Source organism: Actinacidiphila sp. bgisy167 (genome assembly GCF_965342175.1).
Taxonomy (GTDB): Bacteria; Actinomycetota; Actinomycetes; order Streptomycetales; family Streptomycetaceae; genus Actinacidiphila.
In genome coordinates this window covers 1-25,749 of the sequence record NZ_CBDRBL010000003.1, presented here as the reverse complement: position 1 = coordinate 25,749, position 25,749 = coordinate 1, and the positions used below count along the sequence as shown (strand labels likewise).

Sequence of the window (25,749 nt, the reverse complement as noted above, 5' to 3'; positions counted from 1 at the left end):
ATGACGGACTGAACAGGTGAGGTGCGCGGGAACGGGCGGAGCGGCGACCTAGCGCGGCCGGGGACGCAGGACGGGCCGGCTGTGCTTCTCCGGTCCCAGCCGCTTCGCCAGTCCGGCGGGAGTGGGCGTTTCGAAGATCGCGCGGATCGGCACTTCCCTGTTGAGGGTGGCGCGGATGTGACCGGCGAGCTGGGTCGCGAGGAGGGAATGCCCGCCGAGGTCGAAGAAGTTGTCGTCCACTCCGAAGCCGGGGACGCCCAGCACCTTGCCGAAGATGTCGCAGAGAGCGGCTTCCTCGGCTGACGCAGGTTCCCTGCGCTCGCCTTGGCCGGCGTAATCGGGCGCTGGGAGGGCGGCACGGTTCAGCTTGCCGTTCACCGTCAGCGGCAGCGCGTCCAGGACGACGATCGAGGACGGGACCATGTATTCCGGCAGCAGGGTCGCGACATGGTTCCGCAGAGCACCGACCGCCGCTCGGAAGGCGTCGACGTCCTCGGTGGACAACTCGCTCGCCGGGACGATGTAGCCGGTGAGGCGTTTGTCGCCGGGTTGGTCTTCCCGGACGATGACGGCGGCTTGGCCCACGGCCGGGTGGGCGAGGAGTGCGGTCTTGATTTCACCGAGTTCGATGCGGAAGCCGCGGATCTTGACCTGGTCGTCGGTGCGGCCGAGGTATTCGAGTTGCCCATCGGTGGTCCAGCGGGCGAGGTCTCCGGTGCGGTACATGCGCTCGCCCGGTTCGCCGTGGGGGTTGGCTACGAACCGTTCGGCGGTCAGTGCGGGCCGGTCGAGATATCCACGGGCCAGTTGGATCCCGGCCAGGTACAGCTCTCCGGCGACGCCGGGCGGTACCGGGCGCAGTGCTGTGTCGAGTACGAAGGCCTGGGTGTTCCAGACCGGGCGGCCGATGGGCACGACGCCGTCGTTGTGAGCGTCGGGTTCGCACGTGAAGGCGGTGACGTCGATCGAGGCTTCGGTCGGCCCGTACAGGTTGTGCAGGGGGACGCCGAAGGAGGTCATGAAGCGGTCCCGCAGTTCGGCGGGCAGGGCTTCGCCGCTGGCCATGACCGCGCGCAGCGATGGCAGGGCCCATGGGGAGGTTTCGGCTGCGGTGATGAAGACCTGAAGCATGGAGGGGACGAAGTGGGCGATGGTGACGTGTTCGCGCTTGATGAGCTCGGCCAGGTACTCGGGGTCGCGGTGTCCGCCGGGGCGGCCCATGACGAGGGTGGCGCCTTCGAGCAGGGGCCAGAAGAACTCCCAGACCGATACGTCGAACCCGAACGGTGTCTTCTGCACGACACGGTCGTCCGGGGTGAGGCGGTAGGCGTCCTGCATCCACGCGAGTCGGTTCACGACACCCGCGTGGGGGACCGTCACGCCCTTGGGTCGCCCGGTCGATCCCGAGGTGTAGATCACGTAGGTGGGGTGGGCCGGGAGCAGTGCCCCGCCGCGGTCGGCGTCGGACAGGTCGTCGCCGGCCTGTCCGGCCAGCTCGGTGATGGTCGCGGGGTCGTCCAGCACCACCCGCGCCACGGCTCCGGGTAGAGCGCTTCCGATGTGACGGGTGGTGACCACCAGCGTGGGCTTGGCGTCCCGCAGCACGTAGGCCACCCGCTCGGCCGGGTACTCGGGGTCGACCGGCACGTATGCCGCGCCGGCCTTGACCACGGCGAGCAGGGTGACGACGAGATCCGGGGAGCGGTCCATCATGACCGCCACCCGCTGCTCGGGACCCGCACCACGCTCCACCAGCAGTCGTGCCAGCCGGTTGGCCCTCGTGTTCAGCTCCGCGTAGGTGAGCTGGAGGCCCTCGAACACCACCGCGACTGCGTCCGGGGTCCGGGCCGCCTGCGACTGGAACAGCTCGGGAAGCGTCGCGGGGGCGACGTCGCGGGCGGTGTCGTTCCACTCGACCAGCAGTCGGCGCTCCTTGTCGTCCAGAACGTGGATCGCACGCAACGGCCGCCCGGGATCGTCCTCGAGCGCAGTGACGAGATCCTCGACCGCGGTGTGCATGAAGGCGCCCACCGATCGCGGATCGACCGGCGCCACCGCTTGGACGGTGAAGGTGAACAGGGGGTCCTGGTCGTTGACGGCGAATTCCAGCGGGTAGTTGGTGCGCTCGTGGCCGTGCAGCAGTTCGACGCCCTCGGGGGTCGGTGCGGCGGTGTCCTCGGCGTGCCGGTAGTTGAACAGAGAGGTGAACAGCGGCGTCCGAGCGGGAAGGGCGCTGGCCCGCTGCGCCAGGATGAGCGGTGCGTGCTCGTGCACCAGCAGATCCGCGAGCTGCCGCCGCATGGCGTCCACGGCGTCACGCACGCTCATGGAGCCGACGACGAGGCGGGTGGGCAGTGTGTTGACGAACAAGCCGGGCACCCGGTCAGCGCCGGTTCCGGCGTTCATCCGGCCGAACAGCACGGTGCCGAACACCACGTCGTCGCGGCCGGAGGTGGCTGACACGACGCGCGCCCACGCGACGTGAAACAGCGTCGCCGGGCTGACACCCAGGTGCCGCGCCTGCTCACGCAGCCGCTGCGCCACCTCGCCATCCAGTGGCATGCGCGCCTCGGACACGCCGCGGCCGTCGCCGTGCACGTCCAGCAGCCCGTACGGCGCGGTCGGCTCGCTCACGTCCCCGACAAGCTCCGCGAAGAACCGCTCGTGCTCCTGAGCCGAGATCATGAGCCGTGCCCGTGCGACGAACTCACGGAACGGCAGCGGCGACGGCAGCGTGTCTCCGTTTCCGGAGAGGATCGCGCGGATCTCCTCGAAGACCAGGGCGAGGGACGTACGGTCCTGCACCAGGTGATGCACTTCGAGCAGGACGTACCAGCGTTGGCCGTCCGGGTCCTGCGCGACGCCGGCCTGCATCAGTGGGGCGCGCCGGACGTCCATCGGCGTGGTGCGTGTGGCCAGCAGGCTGCCTACGGCGTCCGTGCCCTCCAGTGGGAGGATCGTGACCGGAACGGGGGCGGTGCGCAGGACGACCTGGACGGGTTCCCGGAGACCTTCCCACAGGAAGGCCGTACGCAGGATGTCGTGCCGGTCGACCACCTGCTGCACGGCGGCGAGAACGTCGTCCACCCGCTGCCGGGAGTCGAAGCGCAGGACGTACGGCAGCGTGTACAGATCGGTGCCGTTCTCGCCCTCCAGCAGGTGGTGGAAGAGGATGCCTTCCTGGAGCGGGGCCAGCGGGTATATGTCGGCGATGTTGGCCGCACCGCCGGGCACCTGCGCGGTGATGTCAGCGATCTCCTCCGTCGTGAGGTCGGCCAGCGTCACCATCTCCGGAGTGATGGTCGTGGCACCTGCGGGGATGCCGTTGGTGGGCAGCACCAGCCTCGGAGCGTCGTGCAGTGCCGCCAGACCGGCCACGGTCGGGCTGGTGAAGAGCGTCCGCACATCCACCGCGACACCCGCCGCCCGGGCCCGCTCCACAAGCGTCACCGCCAGCAGGGAGTGCCCGCCCAGCTCGAAGAAATCGTCATCGACACCGACGGAGGGCAGGCCGAGTACCTCGGCGAACAGCGCACACAGGATCTCCTCCTGCACCGTCGACGGCCCACGCCCGGCGAACCCGGCACTGTACTCCGGTGCCGGCAGCGCCCGCCGGTCGAGCTTGCCGCTGACCGTCAGGGGCAGTTCGTCGAGCACCACGATGGCGGCCGGGACCATGTACTCGGGCAACACCCGAGCCGAGTGCGCTCGGAGCTCGGCGACGTCAGCGTCGCCGGCCGCCACCGCGTACCCGACCAGACGCCTGTCGCCTGGCCGGTCCTCCCGGACGACCACGGCCGCTCGCGTGACGGACGGGTGGGTGAGGAGGGCTGCCTCGACCTCGCCGAGTTCGATGCGGAACCCGCGGATCTTCACCTGGTCGTCGGTACGCCCCATGTACTCCAGTTGTCCGTCGGCGTTCCACCGGGCCAGATCACCTGTGCGGTACATCCGTTCACCCGGCTCGCCGTAGGGGTTGGCGACGAACCGTTCGGCGGTCAGGCTCGGCCGGTCGAGGTATCCCCGGGCGAGTTGTGCCCCGGCCAGGTACAGTTCGCCGGCCACGCCGGGCGGTACGGGTCGCAGCGCGGCGTCCAGCACGAACACGCGCGTGTTCCACAGAGGTCGGCCGATGGGCACCACGCCGCCGGTGGCGGCGCCGGGTTCGCAGGTGTAGGCGGTGACATCGATGGATGCCTCGGTCGGGCCGTACAAGTTGTGCAGCGGGATCGACAGCGCCGCGTGGAACCGGTCCCGCAACCAGGCTGACAACGTCTCGCCGCTGCAGACCACGGCCCGCAGCGAGGTGCACTCCTGGGCAGTGGGTTCGGCGACGAACGCCTGCAGCATCGACGGGACGAAGTGGGCGACGGTGACCTGCTCGCGCTGGATCAGCCCGGCCAGGTACCCCGGGTCACGGTGACCGCCCGGACGGGCCGCCACCAGCGTCGCACCTTCGAGCAGCGGCCAGAAGAACTCCCACACCGACACGTCGAACCCGAACGGCGTCTTCTGCACCACCCGATCGTCCGAGGTCAGCCGGTAGGCGTCCTGCATCCACGCCAATCGGTTGACCAGGCCCCGGTGGGTGATCGTGACGCCCTTGGGTCGTCCGGTGGACCCGGAGGTGAAGAGGACGTACGCCGGGTGGTCGACGAGAAGGCCGCAGGTGCGGTCGCCGTCCTCGAGGTCGCGTGTGGACAGGCGGCTGAGTGTGGTGGTCAGCTCCGGGTCGTCGAGGACGAGGGTGGGGACCTGTCCGCGGATCGCCGGCTTCAGGGCGGCGCTGGTCAGCAGAAGCACGGGTCCGGCGTCCGCCAGGAGACGGGTGATGCGGTCGGCAGGGTGGTCCGGGTCGACGGGGAGGTAGGCGGCGCCTGTCTTGAGGACGGCCAGCAGGGCGACGACGAGATCGGCGGAGCGCTCCAGGTGGACCGCGACGAGGCTTTCGGGTCCGGCGCCGCGTCCGGCCATGAGGCGGGCGAGCCGGTTGGCACGTGCGTTGAGGTCGGCGTAGGACAGCCTGACGTGTTCGAAGACCACGGCGGTGGCGTCGGGGGTGCGCGCGGCCTGTGCCTGGAAGAGGTTCGGCAGCGTCGCGACCCGTACCTCGTGCGCCGTGTCGTTCCAGGCCGACAGCACGTCGTGGCGCTCGTCCGCGCTGAGAAGGTCGATGGCCGTGACGGACCGTGCGGGGTCGGCGGTCACGGTGTCGAGGATGCGAACCAACCGCTCGGCCAGTGACTCCACCGTGCCGTGATCGAAGAGGTCGGTGGCGTAGGTGATGGAGCCGATCAGGCTGCCGGCGTGGCCTTCGCGGAACTGGAAGTCGAGGTCGAACTTGGCAGGCTGGTCACCCGTGGTCATGAGGTGGGTATCGACACCGGGCAGAGCGAGGCTCGCCGGGGCGGTGTTCTGCAGAGCGAGCATGACCTGGAAGAGGGGGTGGCGGGCCATGGACCGACTGGGGGCCAGGTCTTCCACAAGTCTTTCGAACGGCACGTCCTGGTGGGCGAAGGCCTCCAAACCCCGTTCGCGTACGCGGTGCATCAGTTCACGGAAGGACGGATCCCCCGATATGTCGGTGCGGATCACCAAGGTGTTCACGAAGAACCCGACCAGCTCGTCCAGGCTTTCGTCGGTGCGGCCGGCCAACGAGGTCCCGATGGGAATGTCGACGCCTGCGCCGAGTCGGAAGAGCAGGGTCGCGAGGGCGGCTTGGAGCACCATGAACACGGTGACGCCCTCGGCGCGGGCCAGGCTGGTGATCCGCTGGTGGAGTTCGCCGTCGATACGAACGCCGACGGTGCCGCCGCGGTGGGTGGCCACCGGTGGCCGCGGCCGGTCGGTGGGAAGGGCGAGTTCTTCCGGCAGGCCGGCGAGCGTCTCGCGCCAGTAGCCCAACTGTCGGCTCAGGGCGCTCTCTGCGTCCCGGCCGTCGCCCAAAAGGTCGCGCTGCCAGAGGGCGTAGTCCGTGTACTGGACCGGGAGCGGCTCCCAGTCCGGCGCCTGTCCGTTGGCGCGAGCCGTGTAGGCGGTCGAGATGTCGCGGGCGAGTGGCGCGAGGGACCAGCCGTCCCCGGCGACGTGGTGCAACACCAGGACCAGAACGTGTTCCTGTGGCGCCACAGCGAACAGCCGTGTTCGTATGGGGAGTTCGTCGGTCAGGTCGAAGGGGCGACGGGCTTCTCCGGTCACTGCCGACGCCAGTTCACCCTCCGGCACCTGCTCTGGGAAGAGCGGCAGGTCGATCGCCTGGTGGGCGAGGACGCGCTGCTCAGGTGCGCCGTCGACAACCCCGAAAACGGTGCGGAGGACCTCGTGGCGGGTGACGACATCGGTGAGAGCGGTTCGCAGGACCTCGGGGTCGAGGTCGCCGGTGAGGCGGAGGGCGATGGGGATGTTGTAGAGCGCGGACGGTCCTGTCAGCTGTTCCAGGAACCACAGGCGCTGCTGGGCGTACGACAGCGGCACCGTGCTGGGCCTCGGCCGGACCGCCAGTGGCAGGCGTGGGGCGTCGGCGCCGCCCTCGGCGAGGCGGAGGGCGAGTCCGGCGACGGTGGGGGTTTCGAACAGGGCGCGAACCGGGATGTCGGCCCGGAGGGTGGTGCGGATGCGGCTGACGAGGCGGGTGGCGAGCAGGGAGTGGCCGCCGAGGTCGAAGAAGTCGTCGTCGACCCCGACGTGGGGGAGGCCGAGGACGTCGGCGAACGCCTGGCTGAGGAGTTGTTCCTGGGGGGTCCGCGGTTCCCGGCCCGGGCTCGTGGCGGTGTAGTCGGGCGCGGGCAACGCCTTCCGGTCCACTTTGCGGTTCACCGTGAGCGGGAGCGCGTCCAGCGCGACGATCGCCGAAGGCAGCATGTAGTCCGGCAACACGGCTGACAGACGGGCACGGACGTCCGTGATGTCCACAACGTCCGGACCGCTCTCCGGGACGATGTATCCGACCAGGCGCCTGTCGCCGGGCTGGTCCTCGCGGACGATGACGGCGGCCTGGGTGACGGCCGGGTGGGAGAGAAGAGCGGCCGCGATCTCGCCGGGTTCGATGCGGAAGCCGCGGATCTTGACCTGGTCGTCGGCGCGGCCGAGGTATTCCAGCTGCCCGTCGGCGTTCCAGCGGGCGAGGTCCCCGGTCCGGTACATCCGCTCGCCGGAGGTCCCGTAGGGATTCGCGACGAACCGCTCTGCCGTCAGCCCGGAACGGTCCAGGTATCCCCGCGCCAGATGAACACCCGCCAGGTACAGCTCCCCGGCCACCCCGGGCGGCACGGGCCGCAGGCACCGATCCAGCACGAAGGCCCGGGTGTTCGCTATGGGCCGGCCGATGGGCGGAGTACGGCTCCACGACGGTGCGGCACACCGCATCAGCGTGGACCCGATGGTCGTCTCCGTCGGCCCGTAGCTGTTGTAGAACTCCCGATCGGCAGTGACCCACCGGGTGACGAGACCCGCGTCCGGGGCTTCACCCCCCACCACGAGCATCCGCAACTGCGGCAGGCACGCAGGGTCCAGCTGCCGCGCGACTCCCGGTGTCACATGCGCCACCGACACGCCCTGCGCACGCATCACATCCCGCAGGCGCTCGAGGTCGACCCGATCGTCATCGGCGACCAGCACGAGTACCGCACCGGAGACCAGGGTGACGAACAGGTCCTGCACCGACACATCGAAGCTGAACGCCGTCGCCCCGAGCACCCGCGAACGCCTGTCGATCCCGTACTCCGGCGCGACGGCGGTGATGTTGTTGGAGAGCGAACGGTGTGTGACCACCACGCCCTTGGGATGCCCCGTGGAGCCGGAGGTGTAGATGACGTACGCGCTGTGATCGAGCAGCAACGGGCTGCGCCGCTCCCCGTCGGACAGATCATGCGCAGCGCGGCCCGACAGGTCCTGCCGCAGCCGCGGATCGTCGAGTGACAGACGAGTTGCGTCGACACTCGGCAGACCCTCCCACGTCGCGTCAGCGGCGATGAGGACCGAGGGCCGGGCCTCAGTAAGCAGATACGCGATGCGCTCGACCGGGTGACCGGGATCGATGGGCAGGTAGGCGGCCCCCGTCTTGAATACGGCCAGGACGGCGACGATGAGGTCGACGGAGCGGGGAAGCGCCAGAGCGACCAGTTGCTCGGGCCCTGCCCCGTGACCGACCAGCAGTCGGGCGAGCTGGTTGGCGCGGGTGTTGAGTTCGGCGTAGGAGACTTCGACGCCTTCGAACACCACGGCGGGAGCGGAAGCAGTGCGCGCGACCTGGGCCTCGAACAGCTCCGTCACGGTGGCTTGCGGCATGGGCCGGGTGGTGTCGTTCCAACCCGCGAGGACGCGGTCGTGTTCGACGGGACTGAGGATGTCGATCCTGTGCACCGGCACCGACGGGTTCGCGGTGACGGTTTCGAGGACACGGGCGAGGCGTTCGCCGACGCCGGCGGCCGTGTGGTGGTCGAACAGGTCGGTGGCGTAGGTGATGGCACCGTGCAGGCCGGCGGGCTTGCCGTGCTCGGTGAGGTGTTCGTTGAGCTGGATGTCGAGGTCGAACTTGGCGGGGCTGTCGCCAGTGGTCAGGACGTCGATGTTCAGGCCGGGGAGTGAGAGGTCCGGCGTGGTGGTGTTCCGCAGGGTGAGCATCACCTGGAACAGGGGGTGGCGGGCCATGGACCGGGTGGGTGCGAGGTCTTCCACCAGGCGTTCGAAGGGCACGTCCTGGTGTGCGTAGGCGTTGAGTGCGCGTTCACGGACGCGTTCGAGGAGTCGAACGAAGTCGGGGTTCCCTGACAGGTCGTTCCGTAGGACGAGGGTGTTGACGAAGCATCCGACGAGGTCGTCGAGCGCGTGGTCGGTGCGGCCGGCGACGGGGGTGCCGATGGGGATGTCGTCTCCGGCGCCGAGGCGGTGGAGGAGGGCGGCCAGTGCTGCCTGGACGACCATGAACACGGTGACGTCGTGCGTTCGTGCCAGGTCTGCGACGGCCTGGTGTGTGTCTGCGTCGATGTGCAGCTCGACGGTGCCGCCGCGGTGGCTGGCCACTGGTGGACGCGGCCGGTCGTAGGGCAGATCGAGCTCTTCCGGGATTCCGCCCAGCGCCTGTCGCCAGTATGCGAGCTGCTTGCTCAGGAGGCTGCTGGGGTCGCCCGCGTCTCCCAGCAACTCCCGCTGCCACAGGCTGTAGTCGGCGTACTGGACGGGCAACGGCTCCCATCTCGGTACACGGCCGGTGGAGCGGGCGGCATAAGCGGTCGACACGTCGTGTGCCAGCGGGCCGAGCGACCATCCGTCACCGGCGATGTGGTGGACCACGACGATCAGCAGATGCTCGTCGGGACTGATCCGGATCAGCCGGGCCCGCAGCGGGATCTCGTGCGCCAGATCGAAGGGGAGCGCCACCGCCTCCTCTTCGCCCTGCGAGGCCTGTTGGCCATCGATCACGGTGAGCAGGTCACCGACTGCGTCGGCGCGCGCGATGCGCTGGTGGGGCTGGCCGTCGGTGGTGGTGATCACGGTGCGCAGGGCTTCGTGCCGGTTCACGACGTCGCGGAGTGCGGAGTGCAGGGCGTCGGTGTCGAGTGTGCCGGTCAGCCGCAGGGCCAGGGGGATGTTGTAGGTGGCGGAGGGGCCCTCGAGTTCGCCTAGGAACCACAAGCGCTGTTGGGCGAAGGACAGCGGCACGAGCTTCGGTCGCAGCGCCGGCGCCAGGGCAGGCCTGGAGGGGGCGGTGGTGGTCAGCCGCTCGGCGAGTTCGCGGAAGGTGGCAGCCTCGAACAGTGTCCGGATCGGCACCTCGACTGCGAACGCTGATCGGATGCGGCTGATCAGGCGTGTTGCGAGGAGCGAGTGCCCGCCGAGGTCGAAGAAGTTGTCGTCGATTCCGACGGTCGGCAGGCCGAGTACGTCGGCGGCCAGGGCGCACAGGCTTTCCTCCTGGGCGTTGACCGGACCGCGGCCGGTGCCGTCGGTGGTCGGAGTGCAGTCGGGGGCGGGGAGTGCTTCGCGGTCCAGTTTGCCGTTCGCCGTGAGCGGGAGCGCGTCCAGTGCCACGATCGCCGAAGGCAGCATGTAGTCCGGCAACACGGCTGACAGGCCGGCGCGGACATCCGCGACGTCCACCCCGTCCGTGTGGTCGCTCGGGATGACATAGCCGACCAGGCGCTTGTCGCCGGGCTGGTCCTCGCGGGCGATGACGGCGGCCTGGATGACGGCCGGGTGGGAGGCCAGTGCCGTCTCGATCTCGCCGAGTTCGATGCGGAAGCCGCGGATCTTGACCTGGTGGTCGGTGCGGCCGAGGTGTTCCAGTTGTCCGTCGGCGCTCCAGCGGGCGAGGTCCCCGGTGCGGTACATGCGTTCGCCGGGTGTGCCATAGGGGTTGGCGACGAAGCGTTCCGCGGTCAGTGCGGATCGGTTGAGGTACCCCCGGGCCAGGCCGGCCCCGGACACGTACAACTCTCCGGCCACGCCGGTCGGCACCGGCCGGAGGGCCGCGTCCAGGACGTAAACGCGGGTGTTCCGGATGGGCTGTCCGATGGGCACACGGCCGTTGTGTCCGGGGTTCAGGGTTGCCCTCGTCGACCACACGGTGGTTTCCGTGGGGCCGTACAGGTTGGTGACCGACGCCGCGGCCGCCGTCAATGATCGGGCGAGCGCGGGGGGCAGTGCCTCGCCGCCGACCAGTGCCCGCAGTGCGTCGATGGCCTCGGGGGCCTCCCCGGTCAGGGCCTGCCACACTGCGGGTGTCGCCTGCAGCACCGTGGCCTGGGACCGGTGGATCAGTTTGGCCAGGGCCTGTGCGTCGCGGGCAGTGTCCCGGTCGGCGAGCACCACGCGGGCACCCGACATGAGGGGTACGTAGACCTCCAAGGCGTGGATGTCGAAGGCCACCGTGGTCACCGCGACGAGGGTGTCGCCGGCGTCCAGCGCCAGGTGCTCGCGCATGGCGGTGATGAAGTTGCCGAGTGCGTGGTGGGAGACCACGGTGCCCTTCGGCCGGCCTGTGGATCCGGAGGTGTAGATGACGTACGCGGGGTGGGCGGGCAGCAGTGACGTGCCGCGTTCGGTGTCGGTCAGGTCCGCGCCGTCGAGACGCGAGATCGCCTCCACGGTCTCCGAGGCGTCCACCACCAGCCGTGCCGCATCCTCGGGCAGCACCGGCTCCACCGTACGGGTGGTCACCACCAGCGCGGGCCGGGCGTCGGCCATGACGTAGGCGATTCGATCGATCGGATGATCGGGATCGATGGGGAGGTAGGCGGCCCCTGTCTTGAGTACGGCCAGGATGGCGACGATGAGGTCGACGGACCGTGGCAGTGCCAGTGCGACCAGTTGCTCGGGCTCTGCTCCGTGTTCGATCAGCAGTCGAGCGAGCTGGTTGGCGCGGGTGTCGAGTTCGGCGTAGGAGACTTCGACGCCTTCGAACACCACGGCGGACGCGGAGGGGGTGCGGGCGACCTGCGCCTGGAGCAGTTCGGGAAGCGTCGCGAGGGGAAGTTCCCGGGTGGTGTCGTTCCATTCCACCAGGATGCGGTGGTGTTCGACCGGGCTGAGGATGTCGATCCGGCTCACGGGGACGGACGGCTGTGCGGTGACCGTTGCGAGGACTCGGATGAATCGCTCGGCGATGCTGGTGGCGGTGCGGTGGTCGAAGAGGTCGGTGGCGTAGGTGATCGCTCCGCGCAGACCGGCGGGGGTACCGCGGTCGGTGAGGTGTTCGTCGAGCCGGACGTCCAGGTCGAACTTGGCGGGACCGCCGCTGGTGGGCCAGACCGCGGTGGTCAGGCCGGGCAGCTCGAGATTCGGCGTGGTGGTGTTCTGGAGGGTGAGCATCACCTGGAACAGGGGGTGGCGGGCCACGGACCGGGTCGGCGTGAGCACTTCCACCAGGCGTTCGAAGGGCACGTCCTGGTGCCCGTAGGCGCCCAGGGCCGTCTCGCGTGCCTGACTCAGCATCTCCAGGAACGTGGGATCGCCGGACAGGTCGGAGCGTAGGACGAGCGTGTTGACGAAGAATCCGACCAGGTCGTCGAGTGCTTCGTCGGTGCGTCCGGCGACGGGGGTGCCGATGGGGATGTCGTCGCCGGCGCCGAGGCGGTGCAGCAGGACGGCCAGTGCGGCCTGCAGCACCATGAAGACGGTGACGCCCTGTGCTCGGGCGAGGTCCGCGATCGCTTGGTGGACGTCCGGTTCGATGTGCAGGTCCACGGTGGTGCCCCGGTGGGAGGCTGCCGGTGGACGGGGTCGGTCGACCGGCAGGGCCAGTTCCTCGGGGATCCCGTTCAGCGCCTGGCGCCAGTAAGCCAACTGTTGCGACAGCACACTGGCTGGATCCGACGCGTCGCCGAGGAGGTCGCGCTGCCACTGGCTGTAGTCAACGTATTGTACGGGCAACGGCGCCCATGCGGGGGAATTGCCGGCGGTGCGGGCCGCGTAGGCCGTCGAGAGGTCATGGGCGAGCGGGCCGAGGGACCATCCGTCACCGGCGATGTGGTGGACCACCACGACCAGCACATGCTCGTCGGGGCCGGTCCGGAGCAGTCGGGCGCGCAGCGGGATATCGCGTGTCAAGTCGAAGGGGTGCTCCGCCGTTTCGGTGACCAGGCGGGTCGCCTCGGCCTGCGGGACGCGTTCGGCGTCGACGGCGGTGAGGAGGTCTCCGAGCGCGTCGAGGTCCCGGATCCGCTGGTACGGCTGGCCGTCGACGGTGGCGAACACCGTGCGCAGGACTTCATGCCGGGCCAGCACGTCGTGGAGTGCGGCGTGCAGGGCGTGGGTGTCGAGGGTGCCGGTCAGCCGTAGGGCCATCGGGAGGTTGTAGGTGGCTGATGGGCCTTCGAGCTCGCCGAGGAACCACAGGCGCTGCTGGGCGAAGGACAACGGCACCAGCTCCGGTCGTCGCGTCGGCACCAGCGGGGAGCGGGGCGCGCTGGAGGTGGTCAGCCGGGCGGCCAGTTCTCGGAGCGTGGGAGTTTCGAACAGGGTCCGGATCGGGACCTCGACGCCGAACACGGACCGGATCCGGCTGACCAGACGGGTCGCGAGGAGGGAGTGGCCGCCCAGGTCGAAGAAGTCGTCGTCGACCGCGACGGACGGCAGGCCCAGGACCTCGGCGGCCAGGGAGCACAGGATTTCTTCCCGGGCGTTCGCCGGTCCCCGGCCGGTGGTACCCGCGGCGTAGTCGGGGGCGGGCAGGGCCTTGCGGTCGAGTTTGCGGTTCGCCGTGAGCGGGAGATCGTCCAGTTCGACGACCGCTGCCGGCACCATGTGGTCGGGCAGCAGGGCTGCGACGTGGGCGCGCAGGGCGGTGCTGTCCGTGGGCAGGGCGCTGCCCGCGGTGCGGACGATGTAGCCGACCAGGCGCATGTCGCCGGGCTGGTCCTCGCGGGCGACGACGGCGGCCCGGCTGACGGCCGGGTGGGAGGCCAGGGCGGCTTCGATCTCGCCGGGTTCGATGCGGAAGCCGCGGATCTTGACCTGGTCGTCCGTACGGCCGAGGTATTCCAGTTGTCCGTCGGAGCTCCAGCGGGCCAGATCCCCGGTGCGGTACATGCGTTCGCCCGCAGTGCCGTGAGGGTTGGCGACGAACCGTTCCGCGGTCAGGCCGGGCCGGTCGAGGTAGCCGCGAGCCAGTCCGGCCCCGGAGATGTAGAGCTCCCCGGTGACCCCGATCGGGACCGGCCGAAGCGCGGCGTCCAGCACGAACCCCCGCATGTTGCGGATGGGTTGTCCGATCGGTACCCGGCTGTCGTGTTCGCTGTTCAAGGTCGCCAGCGTCGACCAGACAGTGGTCTCCGTGGGGCCGTACAGGTTGGTCACCGATACCGCTGCCGCCGTCAACTGCCGAGCGAGTGCGGGGGGCAGTGCCTCGCCGCCGACCAGGGCCCGCAGTCGGGGCAGCGCGTCCGGGGCCTCCGCAGTCAGGGCCTGCCACACTGCGGGCGTCGCCTGCAGCACCGTGGCCGCCGACCGGTGGATCAGCCCGGCCAGGGCCCGTGGGTCCCGGGTGGTGTCGTGGTCGGCGATCACCACGCGGGCGCCCGCGACCAGCGGTACGTACATCTCCAGCGCGTGGATGTCGAAAGCCACCGTGGTCACCGCGACGAGGGTGTCGCCGGCGTCCAGCGTCAGGTGCTCGCGCATGGCGGCGACGAAGTTGTCGAGCGCGTGGTGGGAGATCACCGTCCCCTTCGGGCGGCCCGTGGATCCCGAGGTGTAGATCACGTAACCGGGGTGAGCGGGATGCAGCGCCACGCCGCGTTCGGCGTCGGTCAGATCCCCATCGTCAAGACGTGTGAGCGCCTCGACGGTCTCCGGGGCATCCACGACCAGCGGCGCCGTACCTTCGGGCAACACCGGCGCCACCGGCTGGGTGGTCACCACCAGCGCGGGCCGGGCGTCGGCCATCAGATAGGCGATCCGATCGACCGGATGACCGGGATCGACCGGCACGTACGCAGCCCCTGACTTCATCACCGCCAGCAGGGCGACCACCAGGTCGACCGAACGGTCCATCAGTATGGCCACGCGGCCCTCCGGCCGGGCACCCTTGGTGACCAGCAGCCGCGCCAGACGGTTCGCGCGGGCGTTCAGCTCCGCATACGTCAACCGGGTGTCCTCGGACACCACCGCCGTCGCGTCCGGCGTGCGCGCGACCTGCGCCTCGAACAAGGTGGGAAGCGGCGGGAGGGGAAGGTCACAGGTGGTGTCGTTCCACTCGACCAAAGTGCGGTGGCGTTCGACCGGGGTGGCCACATCCAACCGGGAGATCGGCGCATCGGGCTCCAGCCGGGCCAGGGCCGCGAGCAGATGGACGAACCGCGCTTGGTGGGCGGCATTCTCTTCTTCGGTGTAGAGCGCGGGGTTGGCCAGGAAATCCAGCCGCAGGCCTGCGTCACGCTCGTATACGAGGATCGTCAGGTCGTCCACCGCACCGTTCGCCAGGTAAGTGCGCGCGGTGGTCTCGCATCGTCCGAACCGGGGGAGTGCCCGGTCATCAGGAAGGAAGTTGATCTCGGGGCCGAACATGCGACTGTTCGCAGGGGCGAGTTTCAGGTCCCGATACAGGTCCGCGTATCGGTAACGCTGGTGCTGGAGAACGCCCCGGCTCGCTGCAGAAGCCTCCCGAGCCAGGTCACGCACGCTCATGCCACCCGTGATACGCAGGCGCAGCGGCAGCGCCTGGGCCATGCTCGCCACCGCCCCCCTCACACGCGACCCCTTGCGCGCCGTGACAGTCAGTCCCAGCAGGACATCACGCACCTGCGCCACCCGATGCACGTACAGCCCGGCGGTCCCGATCAGCAGGGCCGGCAGGGCGACGCCCGACGCGCGGGCCACCTGTCGAAGCGACTGCGCGATCTCAGCCGGAACCACGGCGGTCCGGCGGTGAGCATGGTGGGACGCCGACGCCGTCCGTGAGGCCAGGGCAAGGACGTCGGGCGCGTCCCCCATCCGCTCCGTCCAGTACGCACGGTCCTGCGCGAACTGCGCGCTCCCGCGGTACGCCTCGTCGTCGGCCACGATCTCCTCGAGGGGCGCGAACGGCGTGAACGGGCAGTCCCGTCCCTCCTCAAGGGCGGTGTAGACATCCGTGACCCGGTTCAGCCATACCGCGTATCCGACGGCGTCCACTGCGATGTGGTGGGCCCGCAGGTACACCATGCTTCTGTCGTCACCCACCAGTAGCACGGCGAAGGTGATGATGCGGCCGTGTTCGAGATCGGCGGGACGTGCCGCGTCGGCACGCATCCATGCCTCGGCGGCCGCCAGGGGCGCGCGCTCATCCCGCAGGTCGATCACGGGCAAGCGGTAGTCACGCAGGGGCTCTGCCACCTGCCACGGCCCGTCGTCGCTCTGCCCGAACCTCCGATGCGACAGCTCGGCCTCGGCCAGCACCTGGCCGAACGCCTTCTCCAGCAAGCCGAGCTGCAGAGGGCCGGAGATCTCCAGGTACTCCACCATGTTCTGGGCCGGGCTGGTCGGATCCAGTGCCTGGGAGTACCAAATGCCTTTCTGAGCTGCAGTCAGGGCCGTTGTGGCATGGTTCGGCATATCGAACATCCCGTGTACTTGATATCCAGCGAGAAATCAGCGCGAATTCATTTCTGCACGGACTTTGTATCCGTTAGGCCGCAGAAGTGGCAGGCGCGTTGCACTTCAGGTCCCAGAAGTCCGGCCGCGAGCGCGGTGTCATGCTGGACCCGCCCGAGTGGCGACCGGCGCATTCCTGTAACCGTCTGCGAAGATGCGGTGAGTTCTCGCGGGTCACACGGTTACGCGCTGCCGCTCATGCGGCACGGGTGAGGAGTTCGGGGGCCCGGCAGGTGGCAGGTGGCCTTTGGCGCACGTTCGGTCCGGGGCGCCGGGCCCGGAGAGCCGTCTCGGATTTCCGAGAGCGGCGAAGACGTGTAGCGCGTGCGGCGGTCCCGGCTTGGAGCTGCTCGGCCGAGTGCAGCCGCTGAGGGTCTACGGACGGCTGATGTCGCCGCTCTTTATTGGCCGTCCATGGCATCGATCAGGCTTTGGGGGCGCATGTCGGTCCATGTGCGCTCGACGTAATCCAGGCACTCCTGGCGTGATGCCTCACCGAAGGCGATGTCCCAACCCTCGGGGACGTCGACGAAGGTCGGCCAAAGTGAGTGCTGCTTCTCTGCGTTGACCAGCACCAGGTAAGGGGCTTGCTGGTCCTCGAACGGGTTCGTCACGTCTGGTTCTTTCTGATGTACGTGCACATTGCCTGCGGTAGCACGGAACTGGACTCCGCGAAACGTAGCGATCACAAGCAAACGTGGAGTTACCGCCGGCCGGCTCCAGGATGATCTTGCGGTGGCAGGTGGCAGGTGGCAGGTGGCAGGTGAGCCGCTTCGTTGTCCGGAGCCAGGCGGGTCCTGGCTGTGCCGGTTGCGCCGGATGGCGGACCGGCGATGTGGAGCGGGCGGTTGGGGCTCAGGTCGGCCGGGACGCCGCCCGGAACGACGCTGGTTCCTGCGTCACATGGCGTATGGGCCGTTACGGCGGGGTGACGCGCGGTGCGAGTGTAGCTGTCTCGGCACCGGATAGCTCCTCGAGGGAGCGCCCGCGGGGCTCGATGCGGAAGGCCCACGTCACGACGAAGGCGAGTGCGCTGGTGGCGGCCACTCCGAACAGCAGTGCGGCGGTCCCGACGGCGTCCAGCAACACCGGGAAGAGGAAGGTCCCGAGAGCCGCGCCCAGCTTGCCGCAGGCGGCCGCGAAGCCATGGCCCGCGGACCGCACCTCGGAAGGGAACACCTCGGCAGGGAGGGCGAAGGTGGTGGCGTTCGGGCCCAGGTTCATGAAGGTGTTGAACAGAGCGAAGCCCGCCAGAACCAGGGGCAGATGACCGTCGCCGCCACCGGGCAGCGACTCGGCGACGGCCAGCAGGCACAGTGCCACGGCCATCACGGCGAAGCCCGCGAGCTGCAGCGGCGTCCGCCCCACCCGTTCCACCAGCACGATCGCCAGCACGAAACCGACCACCAGGAAGGCGTCGAGGGCCGCCGTGCCCTCGGTCGAGGAGATGTCCTCGGAGATGAACGTGGCGTGCGCGCCGCTCAGTGCGAGCCCCGTGAGCAGCGTCGGGGTGAAGATCCCCACCCCGTACGTCGCGATGTCCATCAGGAACCACGGGACGGCGGTGAAGACCGTGCGCCGCCACAGCCGCCTGGAGAACAATCGGGGCTGCGCAAAAGCCGTCAATCCTTCCGACGGCGGGTCGCCCCGTGCACGGTCCGCCTCCGTCACATGGCATTGCTGCCCGGTCATGGCTTCCGCGATCTCGCAGGCCTCGCGTTCGCGCCCGTTCTGCGCGAGCCACCGGGGGCTCTCCGGCACATTACGCCGCAGCACGATGATCAGCAGCGCCGGCAGGACCCCGAAGCCCAGCATGAGCCGCCATGACCCCGTCTCCGGCAGCACCAGCAGGATCACCACTCCGACCACCGCCCCCAGCACGATCCCGGCCGCCTGCAGGCTGAACGCGCCGACCAGCCACCGCCCCCGGTTCCGCGCGGGCAGGATCTCCGCCACGTAACTCGCCGCGATCGGGTAGTCCAGCCCCACCGCGACCCCCAACAGCAACCGGAACACGATCAACGACCAGATGTCCCAAGCGAACGCGCACGCCACCGAGAACACCACGAACAGCCACAGGTCGACCTTGAAGATCCGGCTCCGCCCGATCCGGTCGCCCAGCGGCCCCAGCAGCGCCGCACCGAACACCGCCCCCACGATCGCGGCCGCCGACAGCACCCCCTGCTCTGCCGCACTGCCCCCGAAGTCCTTGGCGATCAGCGGGTTCGCCACCGCGATGACGAAGAAGTCGAACCCGTCGAGCAGGATCCCCAGCGCGGCCAGCAGCCAGAACCTCATGTGCAGCCGCGACATCGCCGCACCGTCCAGTGCCGCTCCCAGAGACTGCGGAGTACGGGAGGAAGAACCGTTGGTCGCCACGTGCACGGAGTCAAAGCAACGGTTCGCGCCGGATCAACCCGCCGCGCCAACCGATCCGCGATCGACACCCCCGGACACCCGGTTGGGTGACAGCGGCTCACCGATCGATGCAGCGCTGCATTCGGTCTCCGCGCGGCTGTTCTGCCATGTTCCGGGATCTGGCAGGCTCGTGCGCATGGTTTCGACAGTGCAGAACGTGGCGATCGACTGTGCGGACGCGTATGAACTGGCCAGGTTCTGGGGCGGGGTGACCGGCCGCCCGTTGCCCCCGGGCACCGGACCGGGGGACAGGGAGACGCAGGTGATCCTGCCGACAGGGCTGTCGCTGTACTTCAACGAGGTCCCCGAGCCGAAGTCGTGCAAGAACAGGCTGCACCTGTGCCTGCGTCCGGAGACCTCGCGCGAGGATGAAGTCGAGAGGCTGCTCGGTCTGGGGGCCACCGTGGTGGCCGACCGCCGGGAAGCCGACGGTTCGGGATGGGCCGTCCTGGCGGATCCCGAGGGCAACGAGTTCTGCGTCCTGCGCAGTGCGTCCGACCGTGCCGCGACGGCCTCCTGACCCGGCGGCCAGAAGACGGCGGGGAGGGAGACGGCGGGGAGACGGACGGCGGCACGAGCGGACCGGACGGCGCCGGCCCGCGGCGCTGTCTCGCACGACCCGTCCCCGCCACCGGTGACAGAGCGAGCCGAAGGCGGTCGTGCGGCTATCCGGCCTGCTGACGCGGGAAACGGCGCACGGAGTGGCGTTCGGCGGGCGGTTGCTCGCCGCGGATGTCGGCGAGGAGCGCGGTGATGGCGGCCATGATGTCCTCGGTGGCTTCCTTGAGGACGTCGGGGGTGATGTCCTTGCCGTGGTGGCGGCTGAGGTCGACCGGCGGTCCGGCCACGACGTGCACGGCCTGACGGGGCACCAGCCGCACCCGGCGGTCGCCGCGGCCTCCGCGCGCGTAGGGCGGCACGATGCGGTGGGCGCCCCACTGGGCGACGGGGATGACCGGGGCGCCGGTCGTCAGCGCGATGCGCGCCGCACCGGTCTTGGCCACCATCGGCCACAGCTGCGGATCGCGCGTGACGGTTCCCTCCGGGTACAGCGCCACGCACTCGCCCCTGTTGACGGCGGTGATCGCGTCCCTCAGCGCCAGCGCGGCGTCGGCGGTCCCGCGGTGGACGGGGATCTGGCCGGTCTTGCGCAGCACCGTGCCGGCGAAGGGGATCTTGAAGAGGGACGCCTTGGCGAGGAGGCGGGGCGGCCGGCCGCTGTTGTACTGGAAGTGGCCGTAGGTGAGCGGGTCGAAGTACGAGATGTGGTTGACGGCGGTGATGAAGCCGCCCTCCGCGGGTATGTGCTCGTGCCCGCGCCATTGGCGTTTGACGAGGACGAACAGCACGGGCTTCGCGATGGCCGCCGCCAGCCGGTACCAGAAGCCATAGGGGTTGTGGGATCTGCCGGTCACCCCGGGTCCTCCTCTGCTCGTGCGGCGTCATGCGGCGCCGCCTTGTTCCTGTCGTTCCCCGGTGCTGCGGCAGACCGGTGCCCCTGTGAAGTGCCGTGCTCGTTGTGTCGGTCGCGGCGGGAGTCGCCGCGCACGGGCCTGGGCCGGCATGGGGGGCGCGGCTGATGCGGGCCCTGTCGGTTCAGGCCGCCGGGCGGATGTCCGCCGCGGGTGCCGCCGCTCGGGGCGGGCTCGAAGGGGGACTCGTGGACGTGCGCATGGGACCGCCGTGGTGCCGACAGATTACTTGACTTTGCAAGATCCTAGGTGCCGTGGAGTCCGCCGGGCAACCCGCCGTCCCCCCCGGCGGCTCGCTGTGGCCCTTGTCACCCGGCCGCTCCGGCCTGCCGCCCCCGTGCACACCGGCGAGGGGCCGTGACCGGGGCGGACGTGCGGCCCACGCGACGGCCCGCACCCTCGGGTGGGGGAGGACGGCGATAGGCCGGCGCCCTCGCGTGGCATACCGCAGGGATGAGCGAAGAACCTGACACACCGCAGCAGCCGCCGGACGCCGCGCATCGGCGCCCGCCCGGGATGACCGATCTGACGGTCGAGGCACTCGGGTCCCTGTCGAAGGCACTGGAGACCACCGAGCGCGCCCGCGGCCACCTGTACTCCTTCCACCAGCTGACCGGGACCGCGGACCTCGAACTCGACCGTACCGTCCGACTGCTGAGGGAAGCCGGTCACGCGTCACACGCCGACGTCGTGGAACGGGAGATCCTGGGACGCGATGTCATCCCCGGCCACTGGACCTTCCAGATCGTCGAGTCCTACGACCGGACCTACTACCGGCGGTTCGCGGACCTTGAACGGCGCCTCGTCGACGAACTCGCACAGGGGCGCGACCACCTGTACGAGGCCGAGATGAAGCAGGCCCGCCGCACTTCCCGCCCACCGGGTTGAGCGGCAGCCGGGGGCGGGGCCGGGTCGGGACGGGCGGCGGTGCGCGGAAGGCGGAGGCCGTCAAGGGCGGCCGCGTTGCCCGTCGTCGGCGCCCGGCGGTGTGGTGACATGCGGTCATGGCCTACCTCGGTGTCGACATCGGCACATCAAGCAGCAAGGGTGTCCTGGTCGACGCCTCGGGCACGGTGATCGCGACCGCGGTGCGCGCACACACCGTCTCCCGCCCGCGACCAGGACACGTCGAGATGGACCCCGAAGTGTGGTGGCGGGAGTTCCGCGACATCACCCGCGAGTTGCTGTCAGGTCACCTGGGCGGCCCGGACGCGAAGGGAGGCGCAGGCCCTGCGAGCGGTGCGAGCGGCGGAAGCAGCCCAACCGGCGTCGGCGTGGGACGCCCGGGACCGGTGGCGGCGGTCGGCATCAGCGGCATGGGCCCGTGCGTCGCGCTGGCCGACGGTGCGAGCCGGCCGCTGCGCCCGGCCGTGCTCTACGGGGTGGACACGCGGGCCGTCGCGCAGATCGCCCGGCTCGACGCGGAACTCGGCCGCCCGGCCGTTCTCGACCGGTGCGGCAGCGTCCTCTCCACGCAGGCCGTGGGTCCGAAGGTGGCCTGGGTGGCCGAGCACGAGCCGGAGGTGTTCGCGGCCGCCCGGCGGCTGTTCATGCCGTCCTCCTTCCTCGTCCACCGGCTCACCGGCGCCTATGTGCTGGACCACCATGCGGCCAGTCAGTCCGTGCCCTTCTACGACACCGGGGCCGAGGACTGGTACCGCCCCTGGGTGGACGCGGTATGGCCGCACATGGAGCTGCCCGAGCTGCGCTGGCCCGGTGACCGTGCCGGAACGGTGACGGCGAAGGCGGCCGCCGCGACCGGGCTCGCACCCGGCACACCCGTCCTCACCGGCACCGTCGACGCTTGGGCGGAGGCCGTCAGCGTCGGCGCGACCCGACCGGGCGACCTGATGCTCATGTACGGCACGACGATGTTCCTCATCGCCACCGTCACCCGCCAACTGCGGGTGCCCGAGCTGTGGAGCACCGTCGGCGCGTACTCTGGCACCAGGTCCCTGGCCGGTGGCATGGCCACCTCCGGAGCCGTCACCGAGTGGCTGCGCGGCCTCTTCGGCGCGGCCGACCGGGCGGTCCTGCTGGCGGAGGCCGAGCAGAGCGGCGTCGGCGCACGCGGCCTCGCGATGCTCCCCTACTTCGCGGGCGAGCGCACCCCGATCGCCGACCCCGACGCGCGCGGCGTGATCGCCGGTCTCACCCTCGAGCACACGCGCGGCGACCTGTACCGGGCCGCGCTGGAGGCCACCGCGCACGGCGTGCGGCACAACGTCGAGGCCATGCGGCGGGCGGGCGCCGCCATCGAAAGGGTCGTCGCGGTCGGCGGGGGGACCCGGGGCGGGCTGTGGACGCGGATCGTCTCCGACGTCACCGGACTGCCCCAGGACATCCCCACCGTGACCGTCGGCGCCGCCTACGGGGCCGCCCGGCTCGCGGCCGCCCACCTGGAGGGCGAGGCGGCGACCGCAGCGTGGAATCCGGTCCGTGACCGGTGCGTCCCGGACCCGGCCGCGGGTGCCGCATACGACGGGCTGCACCGTCTGTACCGGGAGCTGTACCCGGCGACGCGCGACACGGTCCACGCCCTCGCCCGGCTGCGGCGCGAGGCCGCGGGCACCGAGGACGCCGCGTCCGGCGGTGCGCCCTCATGACGGATCCGCACCACCTGGGCGGTGTGGCCGGACAGCGGGGGCGCCGGCGTACCCGTGACAGGAGGCCACCGACGAGGACGGTCCAAGGACGTGTACAGACGCTGTGTCCGGCGCGGTGACACGGGCGGAGGCACCCCAAAACCGTTCGACCTTGTCGATGAGGGTCGAATGACCCATGGGGCACGCGCACATGAGGGGTATGTGACCCATGCACAGAAAAGATGCGGCTGGCAGCGTGACGAGAGCAGGAGGCGCGGTCAGCTCGTATGGCATTCGTTCACCAGTATGTCACACCGGCGTTGCCCGCAGGTGGCTCACCCGTCCTTCTGTGAGGCAGCGCACAACGGGTGCGCGCCCCGTACTTGTTCGTCACGCACAAAGGCGCAGCAGATGGAAACAGCAACACGGGCCGACGAGCCGGACCACGGTTCCGAGGCGGCCCTCACCCGCCGGAGGTTCGTGGTCATGGCGGGTTCCGCCGTCGTGGCCGTCGGCGTCGGCGTGGGCACCGCCCAGGCGGCCACGGGTTCCGCCGCCGGGGCCGGCGGCAAGGTCAAGCCGGCGGGCGGGCACTCTGCGCTCAACCGGAAGAAGGCCCCCAAGGGGACATGGCTCGCGGGTGACACCCACGTCCACGACGACCACTCGTCGGACGGCAGCGGTCCCCGCCAGACGTCCCACCAGACCTTGCCCGGCAACCTTTCCGTCGGCGACCAGATCGCGAAGGGCGAGGAGGCCAAGCTCGACTTCATGCCCCTGACCGACCACCGGACGTACGACCAGGTCTGGGACCCCCAGTGGAAGTCGTCCAAACTGCTGCTGCTCCCGGGCGAGGAGGCGAACGGCTCTCCCCACGCCATCGTGCTGGGCAACGTGGACGTGATCGTGGACGGCGCCAACCCGCCCGGCTCCGCGCCCTTCCGCCACGTACAGCAGTCGGTCTGGGACGCCCACGCCCAGGGCGCCGTGTGGTCGCAGGCCCACCCCGACGACGGCGAGTACACCCCGGCGGACGGCCCGAGCGCCAACGCCAGCGTCCAGGGCGCGGACCTCGTCGAGGTACTCAACGTCTCCACCGGCCCCGACGAGCAGGTCGAGTACGCGGAGAACCGGTGGAACGCGGGCTTCCGCTTCGGCGTGGCGGCGGCGAGCGACTGCCACTTCCGCGAGCTGTGGGACGTCGACGCCCCCGGCATGCCCACCACACACGTCTTCGCGGCCGAGCGCTCGGTCCTGGGCATCCTCGACGGGTTCCGCAGCGGCCGTACGACGGTCGCGCAGAACACCGCGGGGCCGTTCCTGACGATCGAGGCGGACGTCGACGGCGACGGCGTGTTCGAAGCGATCGGCGGCGACGAAGTGGTCGTGCCGAGCCGCAAGCTGCCCAAGAAGGCCGCACTGCGTGTGAAGGTCAAGGGCGGCAAGGGCACCACCGTCCACGTCTACGCGGCTCCCGGCCGTTCGGCGGGGCCCGTCGCGACCTACCGTCCGCAGCGTGCCAACGAGAGCTACGAGCTTCCGCTCGTCCTCAAGGACACGGACCACGGCTGGTTCCGGGTCGAGGCCCGTTCCCCCGGCGCCGCCTCCGGTTCCGACGCCGACCCGAACCTGCCGGACCAGCTCCGGGGCGCCACCTCGCCGATCTTCGTCTCCGTGGGCGCTCCGGCCGTTCCGCGGCCCGAGATCCCGCTCCCGGCCGCCGACACCGCCCACGACAAGGCGGAACTCGTCGTCGGCAACCCGGGCGCGTTCACCGGTTTCTCCGATGTCGCGGTCGTCGGCGGCATCACGCACGTGGTGGCGGAGGTGCACGAGGACCACGCCAGCAAGGTCGTCTACCGCCGCCTCGACGCCAAGGGCAGGACCACCGCGTCCGCCACCCTCTCGGGCCGGTCGGCCACCGCGCGGTTCCCGCGCATCGCTGCCACGTCCGACGATGTCTGGGTGGTCTGGCAGGACGAGCAGGGCAAGGAGCAGCCGCACCGTCCGGTGATCCTGCTGGCCCACAGCGCCGACGGCGGCACGTCCTTCAAGGCCCCGAGCAAGGTCAGCAAGGGCAAGGGGCGCGCCGTGCACCCGGCGCTGGCTCTGGTCGACGACAAGCACCCCCTTGTCGCCTGGTCCGACAACAGCGGCGGAGCGTTCGACGTCTACGCGCAGATCGTCGGCGTCGACAAGGCCGCGGTGAACGTCTCCGCCGCGGGCAAGACCACCAGCCCCGGCGTTCCCGAGGACACCCGCTCCCCGCGCTACCCCGCCTCGCTGTTCCCCGCGATCGCCGTCCACGACGGCCGGCACGCCGTGATCACCTGGCAGGACGACCGCTACGACCCGGACCCGCTGTGGACCGGCCACACCCCGCCCGCCGGCCAGGCCGCCGCGGGCGGCACCGATCCCGACAACTGGCAGATCCTGGCGTCGGTGCGCAAGGCGCCGGGCCAGTCCTGGAGCAACCCGGTCCAGGTCAGCAAGGTCAGCGACCGTTCCGACCGTCACCCGGCGCTGACCGTGGACCAAGACGGCACGTTCGTCGCGATCTGGGAGAGCGGCGCGCTGCAGAGCTCCGGCGCCAACCTCCAGCTGCGGGCGAGCCGCTCCACCGACGGCGGCACCACGTGGACGGCGTTCGAGAACGTCGCCCTCGACGCCGACGCGATGAGCCAGCGGGCCAGGCTCGGGGTGGACCCCGACGGCACGGTCCGCGCCGTCTGGTACGACTCCCGCTCGGCCGACTGGCGGTGGAAGGTCCTCACCGCCACCCTCGACCGCAAGAAGGGCTGGTCCGCGGCCACCCAGGTGAGCCGGCAGGGCAACAACACCTGGCCTGCCCTGCACCGCGGTGTCGTGGTGTTCACCAGCGACCGCGGCGCGACCCGCACCCAGCGCGACGAGACGCAGCAGGTCTTCCGGGTGAAGCTCGCCTGAGGGAGCTGGCTGCCGGCGGCACCCAGGAGCCGCCGCACCGTCCCGTTCCAGGGCCCCGTTCGGACCGGCAGTTCCACCTGACCGGTCCGGGCGGGGCCCCGCCGCGCTCCACCCGCGTTTCGGCCCGCGCCGGTGCATGAGGCAGAAGCCGACGCTGCGTCAGTCACGCGGGCGGTCGGCTCGCCGACCGCCGTCGTCCGCGACCGGCCTTGCCGTGAGGGCCGCGTTCGGCTAACTAAGAGGTCGCGCGGATAGGCGGC

Annotated in this window: 8 protein-coding genes; 4 read left to right on the top strand and 4 right to left on the bottom strand. The window is 70.4% G+C overall.

Annotated elements, in window-relative coordinates; all coding sequences use genetic code 11:
- Positions 1-48 precede the first annotated feature (48 nt).
- The 3 genes from ACRWND_RS01820 to ACRWND_RS01810 form a co-directional block, all read right to left on the bottom strand.
- Entirely contained in the window at positions 49-16,029 is a 15,981-nt protein-coding gene (locus ACRWND_RS01820; protein ID WP_431945249.1) for a non-ribosomal peptide synthase/polyketide synthase, read from the bottom strand.
- Positions 16,030-16,469: 440 nt separating this feature from the next.
- Positions 16,470-16,682, bottom strand: a complete 213-nt coding sequence (locus ACRWND_RS01815; protein WP_431945101.1) for an MbtH family protein — start codon at positions 16,680-16,682, stop codon at positions 16,470-16,472.
- Positions 16,683-16,986: 304 nt separating this feature from the next.
- Entirely contained in the window at positions 16,987-18,381 is a 1,395-nt protein-coding gene (locus ACRWND_RS01810) for an MFS transporter (RefSeq protein ID WP_431945099.1), read from the bottom strand.
- A gap of 241 nt (positions 18,382-18,622) precedes the next feature.
- On the opposite strand from ACRWND_RS01810, the gene ACRWND_RS01805 reads away from it, so the two are divergent.
- Positions 18,623-19,006 carry a VOC family protein gene (locus tag ACRWND_RS01805; protein WP_431945097.1) on the top strand — a complete coding sequence of 128 codons (384 nt, stop codon included), beginning with the start codon at positions 18,623-18,625 and terminating at the stop codon, positions 19,004-19,006.
- A 145-nt stretch (positions 19,007-19,151) separates the two neighbouring features.
- Here ACRWND_RS01805 and ACRWND_RS01800 read toward each other — a convergent pair whose 3' ends face one another.
- A complete protein-coding gene (locus ACRWND_RS01800) occupies positions 19,152-19,901 on the bottom strand; it encodes a lysophospholipid acyltransferase family protein (RefSeq protein ID WP_431945095.1) in 750 nt (249 codons plus the stop codon).
- A 510-nt stretch (positions 19,902-20,411) separates the two neighbouring features.
- On the opposite strand from ACRWND_RS01800, the gene ACRWND_RS01795 reads away from it, so the two are divergent.
- From ACRWND_RS01795 to ACRWND_RS01785, 3 genes are all read left to right on the top strand, one after another.
- The gene (locus ACRWND_RS01795; RefSeq protein WP_431945093.1) at positions 20,412-20,846 is read left to right on the top strand and encodes a hypothetical protein; all 435 of its coding nucleotides are present in this window, start codon (positions 20,412-20,414) and stop codon (positions 20,844-20,846) included.
- A 116-nt stretch (positions 20,847-20,962) separates the two neighbouring features.
- On the top strand, positions 20,963-22,564 hold the full coding sequence (locus ACRWND_RS01790; protein WP_431945091.1) for an FGGY-family carbohydrate kinase: 1,602 nt from the start codon (positions 20,963-20,965) through the stop codon (positions 22,562-22,564).
- Positions 22,565-22,954: 390 nt separating this feature from the next.
- Positions 22,955-25,489, top strand: coding sequence for a CehA/McbA family metallohydrolase (locus ACRWND_RS01785; protein ID WP_431945089.1), 2,535 nt, complete (start codon positions 22,955-22,957; stop codon positions 25,487-25,489).
- Positions 25,490-25,749 lie beyond the last annotated feature (260 nt).

Excerpts from the sequence above, each read along its gene's own strand:
- ACRWND_RS01810 (WP_431945099.1), bottom strand. The coding sequence starts at position 18,381 with ATGTCGCGGCTGCACATGAGGTTCTGGCTGCTGGCCGCGCTGGGGATC.
- ACRWND_RS01790 (WP_431945091.1), top strand. The coding sequence starts at position 20,963 with ATGGCCTACCTCGGTGTCGACATCGGCACATCAAGCAGCAAGGGTGTC.
- ACRWND_RS01785 (WP_431945089.1), top strand. The coding sequence starts at position 22,955 with ATGGAAACAGCAACACGGGCCGACGAGCCGGACCACGGTTCCGAGGCG.
- ACRWND_RS01805 (WP_431945097.1), top strand. The coding sequence starts at position 18,623 with ATGGTTTCGACAGTGCAGAACGTGGCGATCGACTGTGCGGACGCGTAT.
- ACRWND_RS01820 (WP_431945249.1), bottom strand. The coding sequence starts at position 16,029 with ATGCCGAACCATGCCACAACGGCCCTGACTGCAGCTCAGAAAGGCATT.
- ACRWND_RS01795 (WP_431945093.1), top strand. The coding sequence starts at position 20,412 with ATGAGCGAAGAACCTGACACACCGCAGCAGCCGCCGGACGCCGCGCAT.